Source organism: Acidobacterium sp. S8 (assembly GCF_009765985.1).
Classification (GTDB): domain Bacteria; phylum Acidobacteriota; class Terriglobia; order Terriglobales; family Acidobacteriaceae; genus Alloacidobacterium.
The window spans coordinates 471,968-498,578 of sequence record NZ_LMUM01000037.1; the positions used below are offsets into that span (position 1 = coordinate 471,968).

Genomic DNA, 26,611 nt, shown 5'->3' on the forward strand with positions numbered 1-26,611 from the left:
GTATGCCGGAAAAGCGCCTGAGTCTAAACCATTTGCAGGAAAACATGCGCTTTGCGTCACGCACGGATGGTGCTTTGTATCTTCGAAGCGTTTCAAAATTCAATCATGCCATTGCGGTGCCCTGCCATTGTCAGCGAGATATATTCGTCTCTGACTGAATACTTAATGTGCCGTCATGAAGACGCTGCGATGACGGCCGCTGCGCAGGGCCGGATCGCTGATCGCTGGTTTTCCGTCTTCCGCCGAAAAGCCGTGAAGAAGAGCCGGATTCGGGTGGAATTTTTCTGCTCCTCCGTGGAACTGGCGGGCGTGGCTGAGCAGGATTTCGCCCTGTCCGCGATATTCGTGCACGACGCCTCGCAGCTCGATGTCATGGTCACGGTATTGGTCGAGGTCGCCAACTTCCTTACGATCGCTGTTCAGGCTCATGACCGTGAAGCGGCAATTTTCGTCAGCCGTTTCCGGGCTGCAAACGTCGAGGAAGCGCGTTCCATCGGATAGCTCGACTACGTCATAGACGTGCGCCGAGACGCATACATCCTTGTTTTGATGGGTGAGAGCGTCTTGCGGGGTATAGCAGATACGCGCGGCCATTAAGGTCGCGCTTGAGTAGAGCAGGAAAAAACAAAGGGAAACGCGATGCATCGATGCCTTCTCGTTTCAAGGTAGGGGAGGCTTGGATGCAAGAGTAGACAAACTGAACGCAGAGGCCAAGTTACGAAAGGAATATAAGAGTGGAAGAAATAAGGGGGGAGGGTGGCAGGGCAAAATCGTACATGCCCCGCCAAACGGTAAACCTAGTGGACTTCGACCAGTTCTTCCCTCTTCGAGCCGGTACCATAACGGGTCTGCACGTACTCGTCGAGAATCTTCTGGAAGTCCTGGACTATCGTATCACCTCTAAGCGTCGTCATGAGGCGTCCATCCACATAAACTGGCGCTTTTGGTTCCTCAAACGTTCCCGGCAGCGAAATACCGATGTTGGCATGCTTCGATTCGCCGGGACCATTGACAACGCAGCCCATGACGGCGAGCTTCAGCTCTTCGACTCCGGGGTACTGCGCGCGCCACGAGGGCATGGAATCGCGCAGGTAATTCTGGATCTGCTGAGCAAGCTCCTGGAAGAAGGTGCTGGTTGTGCGTCCGCAACCGGGGCAGGCCGTGACCTGCGGGGTAAAGCTGCGGATGCCGAGCGATTGCAGAATCTGCTGGCCAGTGAGCACTTCTTCGGAACGGTCGCCGCCCGGTTTCGGCGTCAATGAAACGCGAATGGTATCGCCGATACCCTGGAGCAACAGCGGCGCGAGTCCTGCAGTAGAGGCGACGATGCCCTTCATGCCCATGCCGGCTTCGGTGAGGCCGAGGTGCAGAGGATAATCGCAACGGCTGGCGAGCATTTCGTAAACGTCGATGAGGTCGCGCACGCCGCTGACCTTGCCGCTGATGATGATCTTGTCATGCCTGAGGCCGTAGCGCTCGGCGGCGGCAGCGGAGTCGAGCGCGCTGCGGCACATGGCTTCCATCATCACGTCGCGGGCGTCGAGCGGCTCGGCGAGTTTGGAGTTTTCGTCCATCATGCGCGTAAGCAGAGCCTGATCGAGCGAACCCCAATTGACTCCGATGCGCACGGGCTTGTCGTTTTCAACGGCGCACTCGATCATGGTGCGGAAGTTGTCGTCGTCTTTGCGGCCGATGGAGACGTTGCCGGGATTGATGCGGTACTTGGCGAGCGCTCTGGCGCAATCGGGATATTTCTTCAACAGCTGGTGGCCGTTGTAATGGAAATCACCGATGATGGGAACGTAGATGCCGAGCTTTGCCAGTCCTTCCACAATGTAGGGAACGGCTTTCGCGGCGGCGTCATTATTGACCGTGACACGGACCAGCTCCGACCCGGCGGCGGCCAGCGCTGCCACCTGCTGAATGGTTCCTTCAACATCGGCGGTGTCGGTGTTAGTCATGGATTGGACAACCACCGGCACGTCTGAGCCGACGCGCACATTGCCAACCTTGACCGTGACGGTCTTCCTGCGATGAATTTCCGGCATAGATTTCCTCATTACCAGTTTACTAGGGACTGGGCTTCGGGGCGAGTACACTTCGCGCATCGCCGCGTAAGTGTCAGTCATCCGATAATTTAGGCTTATTGCCGATAGAGGTGATGTTTTGGGCAAAGCTGCTGACTCTACTTATGGAAACATCCGCGTGATTCGTCCCGAGGAGTTTGATCCGGGCACCCGCAGACGTCTGGCTCGCTGCGACTTGCTGCCATTAGCCCAACACAGGGTGTGCAATCCGGTTTATGGGGCGGCATTTTTACCGTAGAACCCGGTGCGCGTACGGGCATTCATCATCATGGAGAGCAAGAGACGATTGTTTACGTGCTCGAAGGCGAGTCATATGTGCGGTGGGGCGAAAAGGGCGAACACAGCGCCACGGTGCATACGGGCGAATTTCTTCATGTTCCCGCATGGCTGCCGCATCAGGAGATCAATCCCTCGAGCCAGGTGCCTTTTCGCTGGGTTGTAGTTCGGAGCACATCGATACCGATCGTTGTGAATCTGCCGGATGATTATTGGCAAAACACAACGGCGGCGGCGTCTAATGAATTGGAGCCATAGCGTTCGGAGCTTCAGAGCTGAGGAGGAATGTCTCCAATGGTGCAAAGAAGACAAGAGAAGCGCAGCCATTGCCTTCTGGTAGTCGCAATCATAGCTCTCGTATCGGTAACATCTATCGTGGCCCAGACGGTCCAATCGTCAAAAGATAATTCAGACAATAGAATTCCATTGCTAAATACACAATGGAATTTAGTCACTTTGTATGAGAAGCCAGTTGTCTCTTATGGTCGGGTGTCTCACTTTACGCTCGAGAAAAGCAAAGAGGTAGCGGGCGCCGCAACTGGAAACTTCGTCGCGGAGGACACGGTGAATGGATTCACCGGAATGTATGAAATATCCGATCAGTCCTTGCGTATGCACATCAGCACTATGGGAGCGGTAGCGGAACGCGTTCGACCCAAAGAACAATCCAAGTCATTCGTTGATGCTCTTCGCGCGACATCCCATTTCCAAATCTACGGCTCAACGCTGGAATTACTGGATCAGAACGGAGAGGTCCTGGCGCGCCTGATTGCCGCTAACTCAAGACACGGAACAATATGATGCCCAGCAAGCGCAACGCTCGCTCTTATGCGTTGAAGCCTTATGCCAGCCGCACCGGCCCGGGATACTTCGTCACCATCGAATCATTGGTTAGCAAAGTAATGCCTTCCACCGTTGCCTGTGCAATCAGCAACCGATCGAATGGATCCTTATGGATGGGCGGCAGAGAGTCTATGGCAACCACGTGTTCGCTAAAGATCGCCATTTCCCGATATCCGTTATCGATCAGGCCACGACGCAGCATGCGCGCGTCGACCTGAAAATCGGACCGATTCAACCGGCTCTTGATGGCAATCTCCCATAGACTGGCGGCGCTAAAAAGCAATTCGTTTTCCGGATCGGCCATGAGGGTGCGAGCACCGGGCGGCACACGATCCATTCCTTCGGCAGCCCAAAGCAGAAGATGGGTATCCAGCAGCAGCCTCAAGCCTCGTCCTCAAACAGCTTTTGAATTTCACCGGCACCCATCGTGTTGAAATCGTCAGGCACTTTAATCTGACCGGCCATAAACCCGAAGCGCTTCATCTGCGACGGTTCGGGAGCATCCAGTGCGATCACTTTCACCAAGGGTTTTCCCGCCTTGGCGATGACAAACGATTCGCCTTTCGCCGCTTTCTCGACCAGTTTGGATAGTTGTGTTTTCGCTTCGTGAATATTATAGGTATTCATAAACTAAGTCCAGTGAACTAAGTTTACATTAATATTTAAGGGTTGTGGTGCTACTGGCAGAGCACCACGGCCGCGCCGTCGATGGTTTCGTTATAAACGGCGGCCAACGCTTCGTTGACCTGATCGAGCGGAAAGACAGTGGTTCGCGGCTTAATCCCGATATCGACCGCCAGCTTTACAAAGTCGTGGGCGTCAGCGCGTGTCATGTTGGCGACGCTGCGCAGCTGGCGCTCGCCCCAGAGCAGCGTGTCGTAGTCGAATTGCGGGATGCGATCAAGATGAATGGCGTTGATGGCGACGATGCCGCCCTTGCGTAACAATGCCAATGCTGCAATAACGACATCTCCGCTGGGAGCAAAAGTGACGGCGCTGTCGAGTTGCACGGGAGGACGCTCGGTGGCTTCTCCGACCCAGGTGGCTCCAAGATCGCGGGCAAGTTGCTGGTGCGAGGCTCCCCGCGTGGCCACGTAAACTTCGCAACCCCAATGCTTGAGCACGTCGATCGCGAGATGGGCGGAGGCGCCGAAGCCGAAGAGCCCGACGCGGTCGCCGGGTTTGACTTCGGCAACGCGGAGGCTGCGGAAGCCGATGATCCCAGCGCAGAGCAGCGGCGCTAAGTCTCTAGCGGGTGTTTCTTCAGACAAAGGGACGCAGAAATCGGCGCGGGCGAGGGTGTACTCAGCATAGCCGCCGTTAACCGAATACCCGGTGAACGTGGGGTGATCACAGATATTTTCCATGCCTTTGCGGCAAAGTGTGCAGGTGCCGTCGGTTCCTCCAAGCCAGGAGACTCCGACCCGCTCGCCCTGCTTCAAGATGATTGTGCTGCCGCCGAGTTTCTCTATGCGGCCTACGATCTGGTGTCCCGGTGTGACCGCAGCGAGTATCGGCTTAAGCTCGCCACTGGTGATGTGCAGATCGGTACGGCAGACGCCGCAGGCCTCCACTTTGAGAAGGACCTGGCCCGGGGCCGGCTCGGGAATGGGAAGATCTTCCAGGTGTAGCGGATTCTCTTCGATGGGCGCGATGTGGCGCAGGACAGCTGCTCGCATGGCCACAATTCTACCGCCCTAGATGCTCATAACCCGGTTCTATCGCCCGATCAACAACCGCACTGCCTGCGTGAAGTTTCTGCCGGAGGTGAGGCGAGCGCCGTGTTGCAGCTCGATTTCGTAAGTACCGCCGGCAAGCGGGTGCACGGCGAGAATGCGGCTGGTATTGACGATGTGGCGGCGATGGATGCGGAGAAATTTTTGCGGGTCCAGGCGCTGCTCGATTCCGCCCATGGTCTCGTTCAGCAGATGGGTTTTGCCGCCGCAGTGCAATTCGACGTAGTTATCAGCTGATTCGATCCAGTCGATGGCATCGGCGGAGACGAATTCGTAGTGGTTGGTCTTGCGGATGACGAAGCGTTCCGGACCAGCCTGCGTGTAGTTGGCCAATAGCTTTTGCAGCTGCTGCACAACCTGCTGCTGACCGTCTGTGGTGAGTCTTTCACGGGCGCGGTCAAGTGCGCGCTCAAGGCGCTCTTCATCAAATGGCTTGAGCAGATAATCGAGAGCGTTCAATTCGAAGGCTTCGATAGCATGCTCGTCATAGGCGGTGACGAAGACGACGAGCGGCATACGCTCTGTGCCTACCGAACGCACCACGTCGAGACCGCTGGCGTCGGGCAAGTGAATATCGAGCAGCACCAGATCAATGGAGTTGCGGCGTATCGCGGTCACAGCTTCAGCGGCGTTCTGGCATTCGCCTGCGACGACCACATCGTCCATGGTGGTGAGAAGTTTACGGATACCGCCGCGAATGGCAGGCTCATCGTCGACAACTAAAACACGCAGAGATTTCATAGACCTTTTGTTCTGAAGGGAAGGTGAATGCGGACGAGCGTGCCGCCCTCTTCGGAGCGCTCGACAGACAACTGGTGTGCCTGCGGATACATGCGCGTAAGCCTCTCCTGAGTAGAGCCAAGGCCGACGCCAAGCGGGAGTTCGGCGAGCGATGCGTGAGGCGGCCCGCTGCCATTGTCTTTCACGGTGAGGACCAGGGATTCGGAATTCTTTGCGCTGCGTACTTCAATTCGTCCTATACGTCCAATGTCAGAAGAATCGCGCAGCCCGTGGACGATGGCGTTCTCGACGATCGGCTGCAGCAACAGGCTAGGCACGAGAGCTGCCTCGGTTTCCGGGTCGATATCGACATCGACCCGCAGGCGCTCACCGAAACGGACACGCTCGACGTCAATATAAGCGTTCATCAACGCGATCTCTGCGCTGAGGCTGATTTCTGCCTGAAAATCGCGACGGAAGGCGGCGCGCAGCAGCTCCCCGAGGCGCGAGAGCATCTTGCGCGCAAGACGTGGATTGTCTTCCGCAAGCGCCGAGATATTTTCGAGCGTGTTGAAGAGGAAATGCGGTTTGAGGCGAAGTCGCAGGGTTTCGAGTTCAGCGTTTTTGAGCGAGGCCTCGAGCTCGGCATTTTGCAACGCAAGCTGGACGGCGTCTCTCTGCTGGCGTTCAAGGTCGATAATGGTGCGGATGACCGCCCCCGCGATCGCAATATTCCAATAGAGAAAGAGAGAGAGGCAGAATTCGCTGCTCGACAGGGAGACGAGCAGCGCATGCAGTTTGACCCTTGGATCAAACGGTATATTCAGGGCAATGGTGATCTTGACCGCCGCCGCCGCCAGCACAGCTCCGAAAAGCAGATGAAGGGAAACGCTGGTCTTCCACTTAGCGCGGTTGAGCGGATAATGGCGCTCCAGCCAAAAGACGACCGGGCCGAGCAGGATCCATGGATAGAAGCAGCTGAGCCATTCGAGAAACTCTTTGAACGCGTACGGTGCGGCCGCCCCGGACGCAGGATTCAGCAGATGGCGCACGTAGCCGCATGCGCCAATGACTGTCCAGATGACGAAGAGAGCCAGCCATCCGGGATAACGCAAGCCGGTTGCGGCGCATTGCGATTGCTCCTTGCGATCCATTGTTCTTATCCTCAACTAGCTGGATGCTACTCCCGTACCGTTTTGCGGCCAAGAGCCCGGCGGAATGGGCGAACGACATACCGGGAGGGGCGAACGGAGGCCATACAATGATGGCTGAACCTCAGGGGAAATAATTCTTGTCCGGTAATTCAGCTCTGCCCCAAAAAAAGCCTGTGCCGTTTCGCCCGATGGTTGTCGCCGGTGTCATGAGCGGGACCTCGGCCGATGGTATCGATGTTGCCCTGGTAAAAATTCAACCGGGAAAGAGTGTTCCCAGGCTGAAGCTTCTGGCGCACTCGGCTTATCCTTTTTCTCCGGCCCTGCGTAAAGCCGTTCTGGCAGCTATGGATGCGAAATCGACCTCTACGGCGGAATTAGCGCGTTTGAACTGGCGTCTTGGCATGGCTTACGCGAAGGCGGTTCAGGATACCGTGAAGCAACATAGCGCGAAGATTCAGCTCATCGGCTGCCACGGTCAGACGATCTATCACCAGGCGATTCCAAAGATGTATGCCGGATGCCAGATTGCCTGTACCTGGCAGATAGGCGAGCCTGCGCTGCTGGCCGCGGAGCTTGGCGTACCAGTAGTCAGCAATTTCCGTCCGGCGGACATGGTAGCTGGTGGCCAGGGCGCGCCGCTTGTGCCGTTGCTCGACTACGTTCAATTTGCCCATGCGAAGCGGGCGCGTATTCTCCAGAATCTCGGAGGGATCGGCAACCTGACGCTGATTCCGCCTGCTGCTGGGATGGATAAAGTGTTGGCCTTCGATACCGGTCCGGGCAACATGGTGATCGACGCCTGCATGCAGCAGCTTTTTAGCAAGCGCTATGACAGCGGCGGTAAAAAGGCTGCGCGCGGATGCGTTCTGAAAGAAGCGCTGGCTGCGGCTTTGCGACACTCCTACTTTCGTCTCTCGCCGCCCAAGTCTGCAGGCAGGGAAGAGTTTGGTGCGGCATTTGTTGAAGAGTTTCTCCGCGCTTGCCGAAAAGCGAAAGGCTCTCCGGAAGATACGATCGCCACGGCCACCGCCTTGACTGTTGAGAGCATCGGTCGAGCCATCGAGCAATTTGTTTTGCCAAAATTGGGACACGTAACAACGGATGTCGATTACATCGTCTCCGGCGGTGGCGCCAAGAACGCGACACTGATGAAGATGCTGCGCGAAAGGCTGGAGCCTTTGGGTTGTCATCTGATGGAAACTGCCGCGGCTGGAATTCCTGTCGATGCAAAAGAGGCGGCCGCCTTCGCGCTGCTGGCTTATTACACGTGGCATGGATACCCGGCGAATGTTCCTTCCGCGACCGGGGCGAAGAGGCCTGCGATTCTGGGGCAGATCAGCCATGTCTAAGAAGTTGGTAAAGGTCCTGTCACTGGTTGCTATTTGCTGGTTTTTTGCGGGATGCAAACAACAGCACAATTCCAGCAGCACCGCGACCATGCTCATCGAGAGCAGCCCAACGAACCTCGATCCGCGCATTGGCGTCGACGCGCAGTCGGAGCGCATCGATTCGCTGATCTTCGATTCGCTTGTTCGCAGAGATGAGCATTTCAATCTGCAGCCGTGGCTCGCTGTTCGATGGGAAAATCCTGACCCGTTAACGTATATCTTTCACCTGCGAAACGATGTGCAGTTTCAAGACGGACGTCCGCTGACTTCCGCCGACGTGAAGTACACGCTCGATACGATCATCCAGGGCAAGGTCATCAGCGTAAAAGCGAATGCCTACCAGACGATTGACCGCATTGATGCTCCGGATGCGCAAACGTTGATTGTGCATCTCAAGAAGCCCGATCCCGCGCTCCTGTGGAACGTGAGCGATGGCGGCTTCGGGGTGGTGCCTGCGGGAAGCGGCCGCGATTTCTGGAAACACCCTGTAGGCAGCGGGCCGTTTGCATTTGTAAGCCAGGAACAGGATAAAGACGTGGTGCTGCGGCGCGCGGATCGTTCCTGGCAGCCACAGCCTTCGATTGAGAATCTCCGCTTTGCCGTGGTGCCCGACGCCACCACTCGCGCGCTGGAATTACAGAAGGGTTCCGCGGACGCTGCCATCAACGCGCTGCCCGCTGACACGGTGTATGCGCTGCGCAAAGAGCGCAACCTGCAAATCGATTCTGGACCAGGAACGACCCTTGTCTATCTCACCTTCAACACACGCGACCCCGTACTGCGCGACGCGCGTGTTCGCAATGCCATTGCGCTGGCCATCAACCGTCCGCTGATTATTCACTCGCTCTTTCGCGACCAGGCACGGCTGGCTGAAAGTGTGCTGCCGCCAGAGCACTGGGCATGGAACGGCAGCGTCGCGAAACATGATTTCAATCCGGCCGCCGCGAGCGCGCTCCTCGATCGCGCCGGATATACGCGCAAAGCCGACGGCTTTCGCTTTCACATCGGTATGAAAACCTCGACTGACGAAGGCTCTCGCCTGCTGGCCATGGTGGTACAGCAGCAGCTTGCCGACGTCGGCATTGCTCTCGATGTTCGCAGCTATGAGTTTGCTACGTTCTACGCCGATATCAGCCGCGGCGTTTTTCAGGTCGCGCCCTCGCGTTGGATCGGCGGTAACGAAGCGCCGGATATCTTCCGCTACTCATTTTCGACGGCTAGCTTTCCGCCGCACGGCGCGAACCGTGGCTTCTATGCGAACGCGCGTGTCGATCAACTGCTGACCGAAGCCGCTTCCACCGCTGACCGAGCAACGCAGAAGACGGCATACGACGAGGTCCAGACAATTCTGGCAGACGAAATGCCCGCCATCAATCTCTGGTATCTGGACACGGTACTTGTGCACAGCCGCAGGCTTCAGGATCTTCATCTATCGCCATCCGGCAATTACGATTTTTTGCGTGATGCCACGCTGAAGGAATAAAAAGGTACGCATGAAAGCTCTATTGCTCTCGGAATACAAAAAGCTTGAAGTCGCCGATCTCCCTCGCCCGGTTCCGGGACCTGAGGAGGTACTGGTGGGGGTCGAGGCCTGCGGTATTTGTGGCAGCGATGTACACGGTTACGACGGAACGTCCGGGCGACGCATTCCGCCTATCGTGATGGGGCATGAGGCTGCTGGCGTAGTTGCCGAAATTGGGTCCGGCGTCAGCGATTTCAAAGTGGGCGACCGCGTGACCTTCGATTCCACCGTGTATTGCGGAGCCTGCGACTACTGCCGCAGCGGGCAGGTGAATCTCTGCGACAACCGGCAGGTTGTCGGCGTCTCATGCGGCGACTACCGTCGTTCCGGAGCTTTCGCTGAGTATGTTGTTGTGCCGCAGCGAATTCTCTATCGCCTGCCTGAGGAGCTTTCGTTTCCGGAAGCTGCAATGCTTGAGGCTGTCTCCGTTGCGCTGCATGCCGTGGCTGTTTCCGAGTTCAAGGGCGGCGAGACAGTGTTAGTGATTGGAGCAGGCATGGTTGGTTTGCTCACATTGCAGGCGGCGCGAGCCGGAGGTGCATCGCGCGTCATGGTCGCGGACATCGATGCGACCCGCTTGAAGATGGCGAAGGAGATGGGCGCGGATGAGGTACTCGAGCTTTCCGGCGCTGCACTCGTCGCCGAAGTGATGCGCTTGACCGCCGGCAAGGGGGTGGATGTTGCCCTCGAGGCCGTAGGAAGAAATGAAACTATCTCCGCTGCGATCGATTGCGTGCGCAAGGGCGGTACTGTGACGCTGATCGGCAACATATCTCCGGAAGTCACCCTGCCGCTCCAAAAAGTGGTCACGCGGCAGATTCGCTTGCAGGGAACAGCCGCTTCATCTGGCGAATACCCGCAGGCAATAGAGTTGATGACGAGCGGAAAGATTCGCGTGAAGCCGCTGATCTCTGCAGTGGCGCCGCTCGATGAAGGCCCGCGATGGTTTGAGCGTCTCTACGCACATGAGCCGAACCTGATGAAGGTCGTGCTTGCGCCCTCTGAGGCTGCGCGATGAGCGGAAAACTCTTCGATCTGTCCGGTCAGGTCGCGCTCGTGACCGGAACCAGCCGTGGTCTTGGCCAGTATTTTGCGCGCGCGCTAGCAGAAGCAGGCGCGGATTTAATCTTGACAAGCCGCAAGCGCGAGACGCTTGCAGATTTTGAAGCTGAGATCAAAGCGATGGGGCGGCGCGTTGTTTCGCTTGCGCTCGACGTGCGCGATCAGGCGAGCATCACGCAGATGGCCGCCGACGCATACGCGGCCTTTGGACAGATTCACATCCTCGTCAACAATGCGGGCTGCAATGTGCGCAAGCCTGCTCTCGACGTGACGTTGGACGATTGGAATCTCGTGCTCGATACAAATCTGCGCGGCAGTTTTTTTGTGGCGCAGGCCATTGCGCGCGGTATGGTGAAGCACGATTATGGCCGCATCATCAACATCGGGTCCGTAACCAGCGTTGCTGGTTATGCAGGCCTCGGACCATACACCGCGAGTCGCGGTGGCATCAAGCAACTCACGATGAGCCTCGCCGACGACTGGGGCCGACACGGCATCACGGTCAACTGTCTTGCGCCTGGGTGGTTTAAGACAGCGCAGAACAAAGTGATGTACGAGAACAAGGAATGGGTTGATTACCTTGTAGACCGTATTCCGTTGAAGCGGCCTGGAAAACCTGACGACCTTGATGGAGCCATCGTCTTCCTGGCATCGGAGGCGAGCCGCTACATGACTGGCCAGACCTTGCTGGTCGACGGTGGCATTTCTACCGGCGCAACCCGCGCTATGTTGGCAACAAAGGAGCAATGATGGGCAAGGTAAGAAACTGGATGATGCTATGCGGCCTGATGGTCTCGATGTGCGCCGCTAGTACAGCGCAGGATAAAGGAAAGCTGCGAGTTTATTTCATCGATGTGGAGGGTGGCCAGTCCACACTGTTTGTTACTCCGACAGGCGAGTCGCTGCTTGTAGACACAGGATGGCCCGAAAACAATGGCCGCGATGCCGACCGCATTGTGGCGGCTGCGAAGAAGGCGGGCATCAGCAAAATTGATTACGTGATGTTTACGCATTTCCACATGGATCACGTCGGCGGCGCGCCGCAGCTGGCGGCTCGATTTCCGATAGGCACATTTATCGACCATGGGCCGAATCGTGAGCTCAACGACAAGCCCACGGTCGAAGGATATGACGCATATCAAAAACTGCTTGCCAGTGGAAAGTACAAACACCTTACCGAGAAACCCGGCGATGTGCTTCCTGTGAAGGGCATCCATGCGCTCGTCATCAGCGGCGACGGCAACCTGATCGACCACAATCTTCCCGGCGGCGGAGAACAGAATTCCTTCTGCAAACAGTCAGAGACACGTCCTGCAGATCAGACGGAAAATGGCCGCTCACTCGGCATCCTGATTACGTTTGGACAGCTGCGCATCCTCGACCTCGGCGATCTTACGTGGGACAAAGAGATGCAGCTGATGTGTCCGGTGAACAAACTTGGCCACGTGAATATTCTCGTCGTCTCGCATCACGGCTGGTACCAGAGCTCAAGCCCTGCGCTGGTCGATGCGATTCATCCGCAGATTGCCATCATGGACAATGGCGAGAAAAAAGGCGGCTCGAAGGCGACACTTGAGACATTCAAGAAAGATCCGGGCCTCGAGACACGCTGGCAGCTGCACTACTCCGACGAAGGTAAGAGCGATAATACGCAAGATGCGTTTATCGCGAATCCGCAAGGGCCGGATGCCGGACACGATATCGAGCTGACCGCAACGTCCGCTGGCAGCTTCTCTGTGTTGAATTCGCGTACTGACGAAACGAAAACTTACAGCGCGCGCTAGGCCTCGCCGGGAATGCGCTCGATGTCTCCAAGCAGGAAGACATATCCGGCGATGCCAATCACCAGGTAGATGGCCGCGACTCCAAAAGCAAGCGCAAAGGAATGCCGTGCCGTGACCAGGTATCCGGTGACAATTGGCGCGGCGATTCCGGAGAGCTGATTCGCAAAGTTGAGAATGCCTCCCAGTGTGCCGACGCTTCCGCTCGGAGCAATTAGCGAGGGGATCGACCAGCCAACCGGCGCCGCCGCCGCCAGGCCGCCAATCGAAAGGCTGATCCAGAAGAGAGCTTGTGTTGGAGTGTGCGCATCGCTTGCGCCGAAAATACCCAGCCCAAGCGCAGTGCCGCCGATCAAAACAACCCGTCGCACAAGATTCGCGTTCCATCCGCGCTGAATCAACGAATCCACCAGCCACCCGCCTACGACCAGATCGGTAATAGTCGCGAAGAGCCATGGCACACCGGTATAAAGAAACGAGTGCAATAGGTCGATGTGAAGCGCGCGCGAAAGATAGCTGGGCAGCCATGTGAGCAGCAGATAAAAGACATAGTTATACGATCCAAAGCCAAGCGCCAGACCAATCACCTTACGCCGCCGTAGCAGGTATCCAAGCGACGCATATTCCACCCGGATCATCCCCGCATCCGTTCGCGTGTTGTCTGCGCGAATGTAGTCGTACTCAACGTCGCTGAGGCCGGGGTCGTCTTTGGGGTCGCGGTAAATCCAATAAAAAATCAGGAAATACAGGAAACTGATGCACCCGGTAGCTGCAAAGCTTAGCCGCCAGCCTACGTGCAGCAGCAAAATTCCGATCAGAGGCACGCCGATGGCGGAAGAAAATTTCGCCATCGAATCGAAGATGCTGGTGGCGAGGCTGCGTTCCTTTGGCGGGAACCAGTAGCCGATCGCCTTGGCATTCGCAGGAAAGGTCGGCGCCTCACCTACGCCGAGAAGCAGCCGCGCGCCGAAGAATCCGCCAATGGTGGGCGTAATGGCGGCGGCAAAAGAAGCGACGCTCCACACCAATGTACTGATGCGTCCCACGCGGCGCACGCCGAACCTGTCCAGCACAACCCCGATAGGCAACTGGCAGAGCGCGTAGGTCCAGTTATACGCGCCCAGTAGGTAGCCGAAAGTGATGTCTGATATGCCGAAGGTCGCAAAGAGGTCGTTATGCGAAACCGATAAATTGACCCGGTCAAAATAATTGACCAGCACACCAAGGCCGAGGAGGAAAGCGATTCGCCAGCGACGGCGGGGAATGTGGTCGATAGACAAATCCGTTTCGGCTGGCAACAATCGTCTCGCTTTTCTTAATGCAACAGTCTATCCGCTTTGAAGTCCACTAACATGGTAGAAGAGCCGATTTCATGCAACAGGCATCTTTACAGAGCTTCATCGCGCAGGAAGCAATGGCCGCCGGCTTCTCAGCTGCGGGCATCGCAGCCGTGCCTGAGCCCGGATCGCCGGAAGATCTGAGCGACCGCGAGACGTTTGCCGAGTGGATTGAGCAGGGTAACGCAGGCGAGATGGAATATCTCAAGCGTCGCAACGACGCGGGCGAATTAGTCCGATCCTCTCTGCGGGTGGCCGTTCCCTGGGTTCGATCTGTGATCGTATGCGTTACGAATTACAACACGGCGCAGCCGCGCTCGATCGATTCCGCGCCTGAAGCCGCCGGATGGATCGCACGCTACGCGTGGACAGGGCAGCCGAATGGAGATGGCCTGTCTCCATCGGATTATCACAAGGTCATCCTCAAGCGTCTTGAGCGGATGGAAGCCGTTCTGAAGAATGAGCTCGGGCCGTTTGAGTCGAAATGCTATGTCGATACCGGTCCTCTCGTCGAGCGCATCTATGCGCGATATGCAGGCTTGGGCTGGACCGGCAAAAACACCTGCATACTGGATCAGAAGCTCGGCTCGTGGCTTTTTCTCGGCGTCATCCTCACCTCGATCGAGCTTCCTTCCGACCAACGCGCAACGCTCGCAGCCGACCGCTGCGGAAGCTGCACCCGCTGCATCGATGCATGCCCCACGGGTGCTCTCACAGCTCCGCGGCAGATGGATGCAAGCCTCTGCATCTCGTATCTGACGATTGAAAAGCGAGGGCTTGTTCCGCAAGAGTTGCGCAGTGCCGTCGGTCGGCAAATTTTCGGCTGCGATATCTGTCAGGATGTCTGCCCCTGGAACCGCAAAGCTCCCATCGCCGCCGATCCGGAGTTGCAGCCTCGCACCGAGCTGGTGAATCCCGCGCTCGACTGGCTTGCGGAGCTTGATCAGGAAGAGTTCGGACAACGCTTCTTTGGTTCGCCCATCAAGCGCGCGAAGTTTGAAGGCCTGCGCCGCAACATTGCTATCGCTATGGGCAATAGCGGGCTACGACAGTTTCTTCCTAAGCTCCAGGAGTGGACTGTGAGCGACGAGGGCATACTCGCGGAAACATCCGCATGGGCGATTCAGCAGATAGAGAATCGCACTTCTTGATTTTGGCTCTCCTGAAATACCGACTGCGTAGCAAATCCCTCTTCGATGAGACCGTAAGCCAATCCGAGTATCAGAATCGAAAGCCACCCCAGTCCTCGCCTGCGAACCGTTTCACGTATCAGCAGCGCCATTCCGCCATGCATGGGAGCGAGCACGATAAGAATCGGCAACACTTCAGCGGGAAAATGCCAAGTAAAACTCCGCAATCAATGGTGCGGTAAAGAATAAAGCTGCTACGGCAGAGAAGCTGCGTTGCTTTCTGGGCGCATTCATCGTGGATCCCACAGGCCTCTCCTTTGAACACTCTGATCATGCAGTCGCATTCAGAGGGGAGCCAGTTGCGAATATCACGAATTGAAAGTGACAAATGTCACAGTGACGCTTCTAAATGGGAAGCCCGATCGATCGCATCAGCTGCAACGCGTTGGTGGTCTGCACCACGCCTGGCGTCAGCTTGTAATCGAAGCGAAGTTCGCCGTCTTCGACCTCGTCGCTGAAGTGGTAGTTTGCCGCCTTGCCCGGCAGGCTTTCGGCAATCTTTGCCAGTGCCAGATCGTGTGTCGTAATAAGACCAATGGCACCGCGAGACAGAAGATGGCGCACAAATGATTCCGTGCCGACACGGCGGTCGTGTGAGTTCGTACCCGACAGAAGCTCATCCAGAAGAAATAGAAGCGGTGCTTCTGCCCTGCTCAATGCTTCGATAGTCTTCAATCGCAATATTTCTGCATAAAAACGCGAGAGGCCGCCTTGAAGCGAATCAAGAATACAGATCGAAGCAGCCACCGTAAGCGGAGAGAGCGTGAGGTGGTTCGCGCACACCGGAGCGCCAGCCTGCGCCAGCACCACATTGATTCCGACACAGCGAATGAAAGTGCTCTTACCAGCCATATTTGGCCCGCTGATGACCAACAGCTGAAGATCGGCATCGAGTTGCAGATCATTCGAGACAGCTTTACCGCGTGGCAGAAGTGGATGCGCCAGGCCTTCTGCGCGAAACAAAGGACCCGTTTCTGCGAATTCGGGAAAGATATCGCCAGGATGCTCGTAGCTGTAGCAGCCTAAAGCCGTGAGTGCCTCGATTTCTCCCGTAATTTCGATCCAGCGCCGAACGTCATGCGCATGCAATTCACGCCATGCTTCGACGGCAAGCAGCCATTGCGGCGTCCAGAAGACGAAGAGATCGAGCACCTTCACGAACCAGTTCTCATGGGCGTCGAGCCATGTGACCCGCTTATTGAGATGGCGAATCGCATGCGAAGGATAAGACTTTCCCGATCGCAGTCCCTGTTGCAGATTCACCAGCTTCGATGAATGAAATGGCATCCCTTCAATCTCTTTAAGAACGGCAGCCAGCAGATCGAGATCATGTGAAGCCTCATCCACCTTGCTCAACGAGCTTTCCGCACGCGCACGCAGCTTGTAGGTAAGCGCCAGGTTCACCACGCTGATCAACAGCGCTGCCAGTCCCCAATCCCATAGGAACCACGCGAGAAGACTCGCAATCCAGCATGCCGCCAGCACCGGCAATACAATGCGCAGAGGTTGATGTGGCTCGAGCCGCGTCTTCGATTCGGCCCACGCCACCAGGGATTCAGGATGCACCCCGCTGCGGACCTCTTCGCCAGCCAGCATCAGCCGTTCGCGAAAATCGAGTTGGGGCGCAAGCTCCTGCACGGCTTGCTGTCGCTGCCGAATCTCTTCGATCGCCGCATGCGATAGCAGCCACGTCGCAAGTGTTGCTTCGCCAGCGCGAGTGCGCGCGGTGCAGAGCAGTTCGAAAAGCCCACCCTTGCCGAAGAGATCGAGATCGCGCGCGTATGGATGCGCGGGATCGAGAAATTGTTCGCCAGACTGGCCGGTTCCTGCCCAGCGGCTTTCAATGCGGGCTATCCCTTGCTCATAAAACGCACGCAACCGGCGAGTGCAGTGCAGCCGCCGAAGAAGGCGCTCATGCCAGACAAAGAGCAGAACCAGAATAGCAATGGGAATCAGGGTGTATGCGATTTGCGAACTGTGATATTTCGCCAGCCACACGACGAGTACAAGTGCCACGAGGCCGGCGGCAAGCTTAGCCCCTACAAAAAGACGGTCCTGTCGGCGGATACGCGCTTCAGTGACGGAGAGGGCTTGCAGGCGTGCGGCATATTCCCGGGTGGGTTCAATCTTTTTCTGCGTCTCGACCACATAACCATTATCGCAAGCCGGACACTTTGCTTGTTCTCAAATAAAAGAACTATACGTGTCGGATTAATATATGTTGTAATGCAACATATGGCACCGCAAGTATTCGACCAGCAGCTGAAAAAGGGAAGCGCCGAGTTATTGATCCTCACCCTTGTAGAACATCGCTCACGCCACGGTTATGAGATCAGCAAGCTGATTGAAGAGCGCTCCGGGGGCGCGCTTAAGTTCAACGTGGCCTCGTTTTACCCCATGCTTTATCGGCTTGAAGAGCGTGGCCTGATCGCGGGGCGCTGGGTAGAAAAAGCAGGCCAGCGCCGTCGCCGCTATTACAAGCTGACGGCGCAGGGCAAAGATGTTCTGAAGACGCAGCGCGCCACCTGGCTCGATTTTGTAAATGCCATCCACCGCATTACGGAGGCGGAAAATGCCTGACTGGTCCAAAGAAATACGCTCCGCCTTGGAGCGGCTGAACCTTGAGCCGACGCGTGAGCATGATGTCATCGAAGAGTTGAGTCAGCATCTCGACGATCGCTATGAGGAGTTGCTGGCTAAAGGTGTAAACGCACAGCAGGCTTATCAGACCCTGCATGCGGAACTCGAAGACGGGCGCCTGAGCCGGGAGTTGAAGAGCATCATACGCAAAGCGCATGAGCCGCTGTCTCCGGGAAGCAGCGGGCCGAAGAAGAGGCTCTTTGGCGGCCTGGGGCGCGACCTTCGTTACGCCGTGCGTCAGCTGCGGCAGAGTCCTGCGTTTGCCGCCGTTGCCATTCTCTCGCTTGCGCTGGGTATCGGCGCGAACACGGCCATTTTCCAACTGCTAGATGCCGTGCGTATGCGGCTGCTCCCGGTAAAAGCGCCAGAGCAACTGGCCGCTATCCGAATCGCAAACGACGGCAAAGGTCGCACCGGCAACTTCTTTTCGAATAACTCCGACCTTACCAGCAGCATCTGGAATCGGCTGCATAGCCAGCAGCAGGGGTTTTCCGGCGTCGCCGCATGGTCAGCTATACAGCGTAATCTGAGTCAGGGCGGGGAAGCCCGCAATGCCAATACGCTGATGGTCAGCGGCGACTTCTTTTCCATGCTGGGCATTCGTCCTGTTCTCGGACGTCTTTTGTCGCCTGCGGATGATTATCGTGGGTGCGGAACACAGGGCGCGGTCCTGAGCTACGCCTTCTGGCAGAGCGAATTCGGCGGACGCGAATCAGCATTGGGCAGCAAGCTTACGCTGGACCGCCAGATCTTTCAGGTTATTGGCGTCACTCCTCCATCGTTCCATGGAGTGGACATAGGCAAGGACTTCGATGCGGCCGTCGCGCTGTGCTCTGAAACTGCATTCGAGCAAAAGGATTCCTGGAGCGACGATCCTCAGGTATGGTGGCTGGCCGTCCTTGGCCGTCTCAAGCCGGGTTGGACAATCGAGCGAGCCTCCGCGCAACTGGCAGCCATCTCTCCGGGAATATTCACGGCATCCCTGCCGCCCAAATACGACTCGATCAATAAGGCAAACTATCTTACCTTCCGCCTCGGCGCTACGCGCGCGGACAAAGGCGTTTCCGATCTGCGAAGGAGCGCGCAGAACCCGCTATATATTCTGCTCGCACTTTCTGCCCTGGTGCTGTTACTCGCCTGTACGAACCTGGCGAATCTACTGCTCGCTCGCGCCACCGCACGTCAGCGCGAGATGGCGTTGCGTCTCACGCTCGGCGCATCGCGTCTCCGGCTGACGCGGCAGGTGCTGGCGGAAAGTCTGCTGCTGGCGGTTCTCGGCACAGCTGTTGGCGTAGGTCTTGCGCAATTGCTCAGCCGCGGGCTGATTACGATGTTGGGTTCGGGGCGAAATCCCGTCATCCTCGACATGTCGCTCGACTGGCGCGTTTTGAGCTTCGCGGCCGGTCTCGCGGGCATTACCTGCATTCTTTTCGGACTCACTCCTGCGCTGCAGGCTTTCTCCACCGATCCGGGTTCAGCCATGAAGGCGAACGGCCGCAGCACGACTGCCGGACGCGAGCATTTCCTCCTGCGCCGAATCCTCATTGTGACGCAGGTAGCGTTGGCGCTGGTTCTTTTAAGCGGCGCACTGCTCTTTGCGCGCAGCTTCCGCAACCTGCTTGCGCTCAATGCCGGCTTCGAGCAGGATCACATCCTCACCGCGGAATTCAACTATTCCGCGCTGCACTTACCGCAGGAGCGGCGGCCGGCTTTTCAGAAAGATTTGCTGGACCGCGTCAGCGCTATACCCGGTGTGCAGTCTGTGGCCTCAACGTTCATCGTTCCCATCAGCCATTCCGGATGGGACGATAATATCGATGTTCCCGGAGGCCCGCAGCGCCAGACAATCTGGTTCAATTCGGTCTCGCCGTCCTTTTTTCAGACGTTGCGCATTCCGCTTGTTTCCGGGCGTGATTTCAATGACCTCGACACGCCTACTTCGCCGCGAGTCGCTGTTGTCAGTGAGACCTTCGCGCGAAAATTCTTTCAGGGAGCAAATCCTGTCGGAAAGATCGTTACCGATTCCGGTAAACCGGACAAGACCTATCAGATCATCGGCATGGTCAAGGATATGAAGTATCAGAACCTTCGAGAGGATTTTCTGCCGATACTTTTTGTCTCTTCCACTCAGGACAAAGATCTGGGCGAAGGTGTAACACTCATGATCCGCTCCAATGACTCGATGGAATCGCTGGCCTCCGCGGTAAAGCGCGTCGCCGCCGATGTCAATCCATCGATGGTGCTAACTCTCTCTATCTTCAGGACAGAAATTAAGGAGGACTTGTCCGGAGAGCGATTGATGGCCAACCTTACCGGCTTCTTCGGCGCCTTGGCAATCATCCTCGCCATAGTCGGAATCTATGGCGTGATCTCATACATGGTCGCGCGGAGAAAAGGCGAGATCGGCGTTCGCATGGCGCTCGGTGCTGCGCGGCGCAATATTCTGGTAATGATCGTGCGGGAAGCGTTCATCCTGCTCGGTATCGGCACGCTGATTGGCACAGCCATTGCGATTGCCGTCGGAGTCATGGCCAGATCGATGCTCTTCGGGCTGAAGGCATACGATCCCGTGATCCTCGGCAGCTCCATACTGGGCTTGGCCGTGATCGTCATACTCTCGAGCCTGCTGCCGGCGCGGCGAGCTGCATCCATCGATCCGATGGTCGTACTGCGCGAAGAGTAAACGGAAGAAATCACAAACGGTCTCCCTGTGAAAATCAGGGAGCCGTTTGCAGAAGAATTTTTTTTGTGTAGGTCTTAGGCGTTGCGCGTTACATTTGCCGCATTCAGGCCCTTTGGACCCTGCTGGCATTCAAACTCTACGCCCTCACCCTCGTTAAGCGTCTTGTATCCATTGTCCAGAATCGCAGAGAAATGGACGAAAACGTCCTCTCCGGTGGAACGCTGGATAAACCCATAACCCTTGGCTCCGTTAAACCACTTCACAACACCGTGTTCTTTCACTGATACTCCTCTCTGCTTTTACTCCCAGAAATCCCCCTGAAGACACCAAAAGCCGCCGTTACCGCTCTGGCAGCTTTACGCGTGGACACAAAGTTTTCCAGGATACTGAACCACAACTGACAAATGGCCTTCCAAACAAATACACAGCCCCTGAATGGAGAAGTGTGCATATGTTATGGCAGGAAAATCTTCGGGAGGCAAGTAAAAAATATCGGTAAACTCAGCGGATACTTTAAGTTACGAGAGGACACTGTACTGTCGTAACCTGGCCATAGAAGCACGTGGGAGTATTGGGGATAAGACGGGCGCCTGTCGCGGTTTGTTAGCATCGGGCTAGAAGGTATGCCCGAAACCTCAAAAAATGCCGGAGCCGTACTGCCCACCCAGCCGCGCTTCGGATCTGGCCTGTGGCGACAGGTTAAGTCCCTGGCCCTCTATCTCACACAGACCGAAGTCCACACGTATGCCTTCAGTGTGGCGGCAAATGCCATTCTCTCACTTTTTCCGTTCATCGTAATGATGTTCACCGTGGCGCGTCGTGTCTTCCACTCTACCGCCATGGAAGAGGTCATCGTGGACATGCTGCACTATTTCCTGCCCTCCAATCAGGATTTCGTCGTGCGCAATATGAGCCTTCTGGCTAATCCACAGGGCCGCGTACAGATTGCCTCCGTCATCATGCTGCTCATTTCTTCTTCGGGAGTCTTTCTGCCGCTCGAAGTTGCCTTGAATCGCGTGTGGGGCGTCACCGAGAACCGTTCCTACCTGAGAAACCAGCTTATTTCCGTTGGATTGGCCTTCGCCGTCGGCGTGCTCGCATTTCTTTCCGTCGCTTTAACGACGGCCCAGAACACCGTGCTCTGGTTTTTGTTCTTTGGGAAGACAAATAACGTCGTTTATGCATTTTTTGGACACGCTTTTCTGCAGATTTCGGCTGCATTTTTCAGCGTTGCCTTTTTTTCTGTCATCTACTGGGTGCTTCCGAATCGCAAGCTGCCCTTTCTCGCGGTTCTTCCTGCCGGAGTCATAACCGGCCTTCTCTGGGAGGGTGCAAAAGTCCTCTATGTAAAGCTCCTGCCGTGGCTCGATTTTCATTCTGTCTATGGGCCGTTTTCCGTCTCAGTGACGCTGATGATGTGGGCCTTTCTTACCGGATTGCTGTTGCTCGCCGGAGCGCAGTCTTCGGCAACCCGATATACGCTCCGTTTAGCGCACGAAGCCGACGTAGAAGCCGCGCAAAAGGCAGAAAACTGAAGGACTTTTCCGGATTTCCTTCAGTCGCGCTACACTCGTTGCATCAAGCGAAATTAGAGCGAAATACCCATGGGACAGGTCAAAAATTTTGAAGCTCGCGTCTTTCGTGCGCTTCGTCGAGAACCACCGCAAAGCAAGGTGCACCGCCTCGCCTTCTGGCTGCTGATTATCTACCTTGTCCTGCTCCCATTTCGCATGATTCCAGGTGTGGCTGGAGAAGTTTTCGGCTTGATCGCCTTCCTGACCTTTGCTTTGCTCCTGGCTTTCTGTGTGCCGCTGGTCTGGCGCTGGATCTTCGGACGTTTTCTCTGGAAACTGCGCAACCGTCTCATCATGACGTATCTGCTGATGGCGCTTACGCCGGTCGTGCTTTTCGTCCTGCTGGCTCTGAGCGCGTTGTATCTCTTCAGCGGGCAGTTTGCCATCTTCGCCGCCACGGCTGAGATGAACACGCAGATGGAGCACTATTCCTCGGAAAACCGCGCCTTCGCCATGCACGTGGCCCATCTGCTGAACATGGAGCCCACATCCAAAAGCGTATCTTTGCCGGAAATGGAAGATACCGCACCGGGCGGCGACGAAGCTGGTGTGAAGATCGCAGCCTTTCATGACGGCAAGCCGATGCCGATCAGCCCGGCAAGCCTGCAGGCGGCTGACATTACCCAGATTCCGGCATGGGCCAAGGATCGTTTCAGCGATGTTGTTCTCGATAACAACAAGCTCTACCTGCGCGCCATCGACATACAGACGGTGAACGGCCACACCACCACGCTGATCACCAGCACGCCCTTGACCATGGCGAGGATCGACCGCGTGGCGCACGGCATCGGCCGAATTGAGCTTTTTCCCAACTTGCCCATGAGCGATGAGATTTCGGCAGGCGGCGACACACAGACGAAAGTCACATTCAACAAACCGTCCGAATCCGGCGTAAAAGCAAGGATCAAGGACCAGAAAGTGACACGCGAAGAAATTCGCCGGAATGCGATCACGGGCGGCATGCTGCCACCGGCAAAACACTTTTACGATATTCCCATCCGGTTCTACGCGCCCCTCCAGACGACCGACTGGACGACAGGCAAATCACTCAATACGCCAACCAGCGTCACGTCGCGGCCTTCGTTGCTCTATCAGCGACTGTTTATTACATCGTTGAACATCGCGACGGTTGTGCAGAATGTCCTGATTGCCATCGCGATCTTCTTCGGGCTGCTGGAATTGATCGCTTTCTTCATGGCAGTGCGATTGAATCGCACCATCACGCGGTCTGTTAACAACCTGTATGACGCAACGGTAGAGATCGATCAGGGCAATCTGGCGCATCGCATCCAGGTCACGCGGAACGACCAGCTCGCGGCACTCAGCCGCTCCTTCAACCGCATGTCCTACTCGCTCGAACGTCTGCTCTCTGAGCAGCGCGAGAAAGAGCGACTGCAGGGCGAACTCGCCATCGCGCAGGAGGTGCAGGCCAATCTCTTTCCGCGCAGCACCGTCACCGTCCCCACTCTGGAACTGCATGGCGCCTGCTACCCGGCGCGTACCGTGAGCGGCGACTATTATGACTTTCTGGTCTTCGGCCATTCCGGTCTAGGGCTTGCTCTGGGCGATATCAGCGGGAAGGGAATCTCGGCTGCGTTGCTCATGGCCACACTGCATTCCGCGGTGCGCGCCTATCGCTATGCAGGCGAAGAGATGATCATCTCCGACGGCCAATTTACCGCGGTTATGACGGAAGAAAACGGAAATGGCAATTCAAATGGCTACGGAATCGATCCCTTTCTTCAGCCGGGAAAGATCCTCGCGCAACTCAATCGCCATTTATACCGCAGCACACAGCCGGAAAAATATGCCACGCTTTTTCTTGCTCACTATGACGGGATGACCAGCGAGCTGACATATTCCTGCGGCGGCCAACTGCCTCCCATGATTCTGCGCCACGATGACACTGTTACCCAGCTCACCTGCGGCGGCACGGTCGTTGGACTGCTGGAGAATGCCACATACGAGCAGGGCACTGAAAAACTGCATAGCGGCGATATCCTTATCGCTTACAGCGACGGTGTAACCGAGCCGGAAAATGACTTCGGTGAGTTTGGGGAAGAGCGTCTGGTGGATCTGGTGCGTCGCCATCGCCACCTGCCTCTTGATGCCATTTCCGAACAGGTAATGCAGTCTCTGCGCAACTGGATCGGCGGCCAGGAGCAGCCCGACGATATTACCTTGGTCCTCGCGCGGCAGCGCTGAATCGAATAGCTAAGATGATGAGAAAAGCAGAGAAAGGCATGGTCTACCTGGTAGGCGCTGGTCCGGGCGATCCGGAGCTGCTGACGGTGCGTGCCGCCCGCCTGATGGAGACTGGCGATTTTGTCTTTCATGACGATCTGGTAGCGCCGGAGATTCTCGAGCTCGCCGGTGAGAACGCTACGGTCATGAACGTAGGCAAGCGCTGCGGTAACAAAACCATCACACAGGACGATATCAATGCGCTGCTTGTCGAGCATGCCAGCGCCGGGCATAGCGTCGTACGCCTCAAGACCGGAGACCCGATGCTCTTTGGCCGCGCCGGCGAAGAAATGGACGCCCTGGCGGCAGCAGCCATTCCCTTTGAATCGGTCCCCGGAATCACCGCAGGCTTTGCCGCCTCGTCACGCATCGACGCCTCGCTTACTGACCGGCGGCTTGCCTCCAAAGTAATTTTCCTCACAGGCCATCGCGCTGGTTCAGACGAGCCGAGCTGGGGTCCCCTGCCTCTCGACGCCACGCTGATCATCTACATGCCTGGACCAGACTACATTCGGTTGTCATCGCAGATTCGCCGCGCTGGCTTTAAGGGACAAACTCCATGCGCGATCGTTTCCAGCGTCGCTACGCCTCAGGAGCAGGTGGTGCACACCACCGTTGACCGATTGGCAAGAACGTCACCGCTGCCCGCGCCCTGCGTCGTACTTGTGGGCGATGCTCTCTACGGAAAATTGCCCGAAGCCGAAAAGTAAGCCAATGTTAAGAAGCAGCTTGCAGGGCAAAATTAAAATTCACTCGTTGCAACGACAAGTGGCAGTGTATTATGCCTGAAATTGATAAACTGGTTTATAGAACATTTTCCTATGGCTATTTTTCTGTAGCTATAGATCGGCTCTCATCCAGGCTCCTGTAGCAAATTTCTTAGAGATGTAGAAAATCGTCATTTGAGGCCACTCTGACCGCCGTCATTCTGACGACCGAAGGGAGGAAGAATTTCAAGCCACTCTGGTTGGGGGATTCTCTTCGTGCGCTCAGAAGTGATTTGCTCTGGAAGCTGAAAAATACTTGGTCTTCGTCCGCAAAGTGCCTGTAATCAGTAATTTACATGCAAATTATCTGGAATCAATACTTTAGCTTTGAGGCGATCAAATAACCCTATTGATTTCAGGAATTTACGAAAATCTAGGAAAGGGGGGGCCTTCCCTCATCTTACTCGAAAGCCCTTCACAACAATGGCGTTCGGCTGCCGCCCAGCAGGCAGGATCGTGAACAGCGTCCCGATACCGCTTACGCCTGAGGGGTTCCGACTCATCACGCGCACTACGGAGACGTCATTCGACTTTGCATCGGTGGCCAGCAGCAGATGGCCTTCTTTTGAAAATGCCAGCGCGTCCGGTCCCGAGCCTACATGCACGGTGTTGACGACCTTGCCGTCATCGATCGAATAGACTTCGATTGAATCGGCATTGAATTTGCTGATCCACAGGGTCGAGTTATCCGCGCTGACGATCGCGCTCGCGGGATGCGCGCCGACGAGATAAGCGCCGCCGACCTCGTTCATCTGCGTAGCGATCTCCGAGATCGAATCGCTGCCGAAGTTCGAGACGAAGATTTCGCCGCCGTCAGGCTTCAGCGCCAGGTGCACCGGCGTCTTGCCTACGTCGAGAAAGGTAAGCAGGCGGTCCGCGTGTTCGCTGGCGACTGCGCTATCAGGCCGCGCAAGGCCAATGACCATGACCTGATGACCGCCGGAGCAGGTAATGAATGCCTTTGTCGAGTCAGGCAGCACGACGGCGTGCGTCGCCCCCGGACAACCAGCAAAGACGCTGCGTACTTTATAAGACTGGGGATCGATGATGCTGACGCTTCCGCTCGCCCGGTTGGTGACGACCAGGCTCTTGCCGTCGGGAGAAATACGCGCCAGCCCCGGTGCTTCGCCAGCGCCGATAACAGCAATCTCGCGTCGCGCACCAAGGTCGATGACCGAGACGTTATTCGATCCCGAATTCGCAACATAAGCGCGCTCACCCTGCGAATCAACGTCGATGAAGTAAGGCTTGCTGTGAACAGCAATCGTCGCGGCGACCGCGTTCTTTTCCGCGTCGATAACGCTGATGGAGTTGCTGCCGGTATTCACAGCATAAATTTCGTTCTTTGCCGGGTTGGCAGCGATGCCAGTGGGATTCTCTCCCACACGAATGATGCGGTCCTGCCGCAGGTTGATCAGGTCAAGAACAGAAACCGAGTTGCTGCCGCCGTTGGTGACGTAGGCATATTCGCGATAATCCGCCGGATACTGCGGGAAATCGCGTTTGCGGCATGCAGTAAGCGAAGCCAGCAGCAGCAGCAGCATCGCTGCAAAGCTGACCCGCATTCGTTGTGTAGATAAAGTCGTATCGTGCTGACCGGAAGGCAT

General features: G+C 56.5%; 24 protein-coding genes. 13 read left to right on the top strand and 11 right to left on the bottom strand.

Annotation, left to right across the window (positions count from 1 at the left end; genetic code table 11):
* Window positions 1-162: 162 nt before the first annotated feature.
* Window positions 163-645: a hypothetical protein gene (locus GSQ86_RS20750; RefSeq protein ID WP_158752073.1), complete on the bottom strand. Its 483-nt coding sequence runs from the start codon at window positions 643-645 to the stop codon at window positions 163-165.
* A 152-nt stretch (window positions 646-797) separates the two neighbouring features.
* Complete coding sequence (gene ispG / locus GSQ86_RS20755) at window positions 798-2,048, bottom strand: flavodoxin-dependent (E)-4-hydroxy-3-methylbut-2-enyl-diphosphate synthase (RefSeq protein ID WP_158752074.1); 1,251 nt, start codon at window positions 2,046-2,048, stop codon at window positions 798-800.
* Window positions 2,049-2,288: 240 nt separating this feature from the next.
* Between ispG and GSQ86_RS20760 the strand changes: the two genes are divergently transcribed.
* Together GSQ86_RS20760 and GSQ86_RS20765 are read left to right on the top strand one after the other, a co-directional pair.
* A complete protein-coding gene (locus GSQ86_RS20760) occupies window positions 2,289-2,621 on the top strand; it encodes a cupin domain-containing protein (protein WP_158752075.1) in 333 nt (110 codons plus the stop codon).
* A 27-nt stretch (window positions 2,622-2,648) separates the two neighbouring features.
* Window positions 2,649-3,164 (top strand): META domain-containing protein, encoded by a 516-nt coding sequence (locus GSQ86_RS20765; protein ID WP_158752076.1) that lies wholly within the window; start codon window positions 2,649-2,651, stop codon window positions 3,162-3,164.
* Window positions 3,165-3,204: 40 nt separating this feature from the next.
* Here the strand turns inward: GSQ86_RS20765 and GSQ86_RS20770 are convergent, their stop codons facing one another.
* The 5 genes from GSQ86_RS20770 to GSQ86_RS20790 are packed head-to-tail and all read right to left on the bottom strand — an operon-like array spanning window position 3,205 to window position 6,816.
* Window positions 3,205-3,591: a type II toxin-antitoxin system VapC family toxin gene (locus GSQ86_RS20770; protein ID WP_158752077.1), complete on the bottom strand. Its 387-nt coding sequence runs from the start codon at window positions 3,589-3,591 to the stop codon at window positions 3,205-3,207.
* Window positions 3,588-3,833, bottom strand: coding sequence for a type II toxin-antitoxin system Phd/YefM family antitoxin (locus GSQ86_RS20775; RefSeq protein ID WP_158752078.1), 246 nt, complete (start codon window positions 3,831-3,833; stop codon window positions 3,588-3,590). The genes GSQ86_RS20770 and GSQ86_RS20775 overlap by 4 nt, the downstream gene beginning before the upstream one ends.
* A 50-nt stretch (window positions 3,834-3,883) precedes the next feature.
* Window positions 3,884-4,885, bottom strand: a complete 1,002-nt coding sequence (locus tag GSQ86_RS20780) for a zinc-dependent alcohol dehydrogenase family protein (RefSeq protein ID WP_158752079.1) — start codon at window positions 4,883-4,885, stop codon at window positions 3,884-3,886.
* A 39-nt stretch (window positions 4,886-4,924) separates the two neighbouring features.
* The gene (locus tag GSQ86_RS20785; protein WP_158752080.1) at window positions 4,925-5,683 is read right to left on the bottom strand and encodes a LytTR family DNA-binding domain-containing protein; all 759 of its coding nucleotides are present in this window, start codon (window positions 5,681-5,683) and stop codon (window positions 4,925-4,927) included.
* Complete coding sequence (locus GSQ86_RS20790; RefSeq protein ID WP_158752081.1) at window positions 5,680-6,816, bottom strand: sensor histidine kinase; 1,137 nt, start codon at window positions 6,814-6,816, stop codon at window positions 5,680-5,682. The genes GSQ86_RS20785 and GSQ86_RS20790 overlap by 4 nt, the downstream gene beginning before the upstream one ends.
* 137 nt (window positions 6,817-6,953) lie before the next feature.
* Here GSQ86_RS20790 and GSQ86_RS20795 point away from each other — a divergent pair, with 137 nt between their 5' ends.
* From GSQ86_RS20795 to GSQ86_RS20815, 5 genes are read left to right on the top strand one after another with little or no spacing between them, the layout of a single operon-like run.
* A complete protein-coding gene (locus GSQ86_RS20795; protein ID WP_371720686.1) occupies window positions 6,954-8,165 on the top strand; it encodes an anhydro-N-acetylmuramic acid kinase in 1,212 nt (403 codons plus the stop codon).
* Entirely contained in the window at window positions 8,158-9,687 is a 1,530-nt protein-coding gene (locus GSQ86_RS20800; RefSeq protein ID WP_254062521.1) for an ABC transporter substrate-binding protein, read from the top strand. Before GSQ86_RS20795 ends, GSQ86_RS20800 begins: the two co-directional genes overlap by 8 nt.
* Before the next feature lie 10 nt (window positions 9,688-9,697).
* Window positions 9,698-10,744 (top strand): galactitol-1-phosphate 5-dehydrogenase, encoded by a 1,047-nt coding sequence (locus GSQ86_RS20805; RefSeq protein ID WP_158752082.1) that lies wholly within the window; start codon window positions 9,698-9,700, stop codon window positions 10,742-10,744.
* Window positions 10,741-11,538 (top strand): SDR family NAD(P)-dependent oxidoreductase, encoded by a 798-nt coding sequence (locus GSQ86_RS20810; protein ID WP_158752083.1) that lies wholly within the window; start codon window positions 10,741-10,743, stop codon window positions 11,536-11,538. Before GSQ86_RS20805 ends, GSQ86_RS20810 begins: the two co-directional genes overlap by 4 nt.
* On the top strand, window positions 11,535-12,572 hold the full coding sequence (locus tag GSQ86_RS20815; protein WP_254062522.1) for a ComEC/Rec2 family competence protein: 1,038 nt from the start codon (window positions 11,535-11,537) through the stop codon (window positions 12,570-12,572). The genes GSQ86_RS20810 and GSQ86_RS20815 overlap by 4 nt, the downstream gene beginning before the upstream one ends.
* Here the strand turns inward: GSQ86_RS20815 and GSQ86_RS20820 are convergent.
* Window positions 12,569-13,870 carry an MFS transporter gene (locus GSQ86_RS20820; protein WP_254062523.1) on the bottom strand — a complete coding sequence of 434 codons (1,302 nt, stop codon included), beginning with the start codon at window positions 13,868-13,870 and terminating at the stop codon, window positions 12,569-12,571. The two genes, GSQ86_RS20815 and GSQ86_RS20820, sit on opposite strands and share 4 nt — an antisense overlap.
* 71 nt (window positions 13,871-13,941) lie before the next feature.
* Here GSQ86_RS20820 and queG point away from each other — a divergent pair, with 71 nt between their 5' ends.
* Window positions 13,942-15,057, top strand: coding sequence for a tRNA epoxyqueuosine(34) reductase QueG (gene queG / locus GSQ86_RS20825; protein WP_158752084.1), 1,116 nt, complete (start codon window positions 13,942-13,944; stop codon window positions 15,055-15,057).
* A gap of 384 nt (window positions 15,058-15,441) precedes the next feature.
* On the opposite strand, the gene GSQ86_RS20830 is transcribed toward queG, so the two are convergent.
* The gene (locus GSQ86_RS20830; RefSeq protein ID WP_158752085.1) at window positions 15,442-17,244 is read right to left on the bottom strand and encodes a DNA mismatch repair protein MutS; all 1,803 of its coding nucleotides are present in this window, start codon (window positions 17,242-17,244) and stop codon (window positions 15,442-15,444) included.
* Window positions 17,245-17,331: 87 nt separating this feature from the next.
* On the opposite strand from GSQ86_RS20830, the gene GSQ86_RS20835 reads away from it, so the two are divergent.
* Together GSQ86_RS20835 and GSQ86_RS20840 are read left to right on the top strand one after the other, a co-directional pair.
* On the top strand, window positions 17,332-17,676 hold the full coding sequence (locus GSQ86_RS20835) for a PadR family transcriptional regulator (RefSeq protein ID WP_158752472.1): 345 nt from the start codon (window positions 17,332-17,334) through the stop codon (window positions 17,674-17,676).
* Window positions 17,669-20,419: an ABC transporter permease gene (locus GSQ86_RS20840; protein WP_158752086.1), complete on the top strand. Its 2,751-nt coding sequence runs from the start codon at window positions 17,669-17,671 to the stop codon at window positions 20,417-20,419. Before GSQ86_RS20835 ends, GSQ86_RS20840 begins: the two co-directional genes overlap by 8 nt.
* Before the next feature lie 74 nt (window positions 20,420-20,493).
* Here GSQ86_RS20840 and GSQ86_RS20845 read toward each other — a convergent pair whose 3' ends face one another.
* Entirely contained in the window at window positions 20,494-20,700 is a 207-nt protein-coding gene (locus GSQ86_RS20845; protein ID WP_158752087.1) for a cold-shock protein, read from the bottom strand.
* 342 nt (window positions 20,701-21,042) lie between these two features.
* On the opposite strand from GSQ86_RS20845, the gene GSQ86_RS20850 reads away from it, so the two are divergent.
* The 3 genes from GSQ86_RS20850 (at window position 21,043) to cobA (ending at window position 24,947) form a co-directional block, all read left to right on the top strand.
* Window positions 21,043-21,954, top strand: a complete 912-nt coding sequence (locus tag GSQ86_RS20850; protein ID WP_158752088.1) for a YihY/virulence factor BrkB family protein — start codon at window positions 21,043-21,045, stop codon at window positions 21,952-21,954.
* Window positions 21,955-22,023: 69 nt separating this feature from the next.
* A complete protein-coding gene (locus GSQ86_RS20855) occupies window positions 22,024-24,198 on the top strand; it encodes a PP2C family protein-serine/threonine phosphatase (RefSeq protein ID WP_158752089.1) in 2,175 nt (724 codons plus the stop codon).
* 14 nt (window positions 24,199-24,212) lie between these two features.
* The gene (cobA, locus tag GSQ86_RS20860) at window positions 24,213-24,947 is read left to right on the top strand and encodes a uroporphyrinogen-III C-methyltransferase (protein ID WP_158752090.1); all 735 of its coding nucleotides are present in this window, start codon (window positions 24,213-24,215) and stop codon (window positions 24,945-24,947) included.
* Window positions 24,948-25,399: 452 nt separating this feature from the next.
* On the opposite strand, the gene GSQ86_RS20865 is transcribed toward cobA, so the two are convergent.
* Entirely contained in the window at window positions 25,400-26,611 is a 1,212-nt protein-coding gene (locus tag GSQ86_RS20865) for a beta-propeller fold lactonase family protein (RefSeq protein ID WP_254062524.1), read from the bottom strand.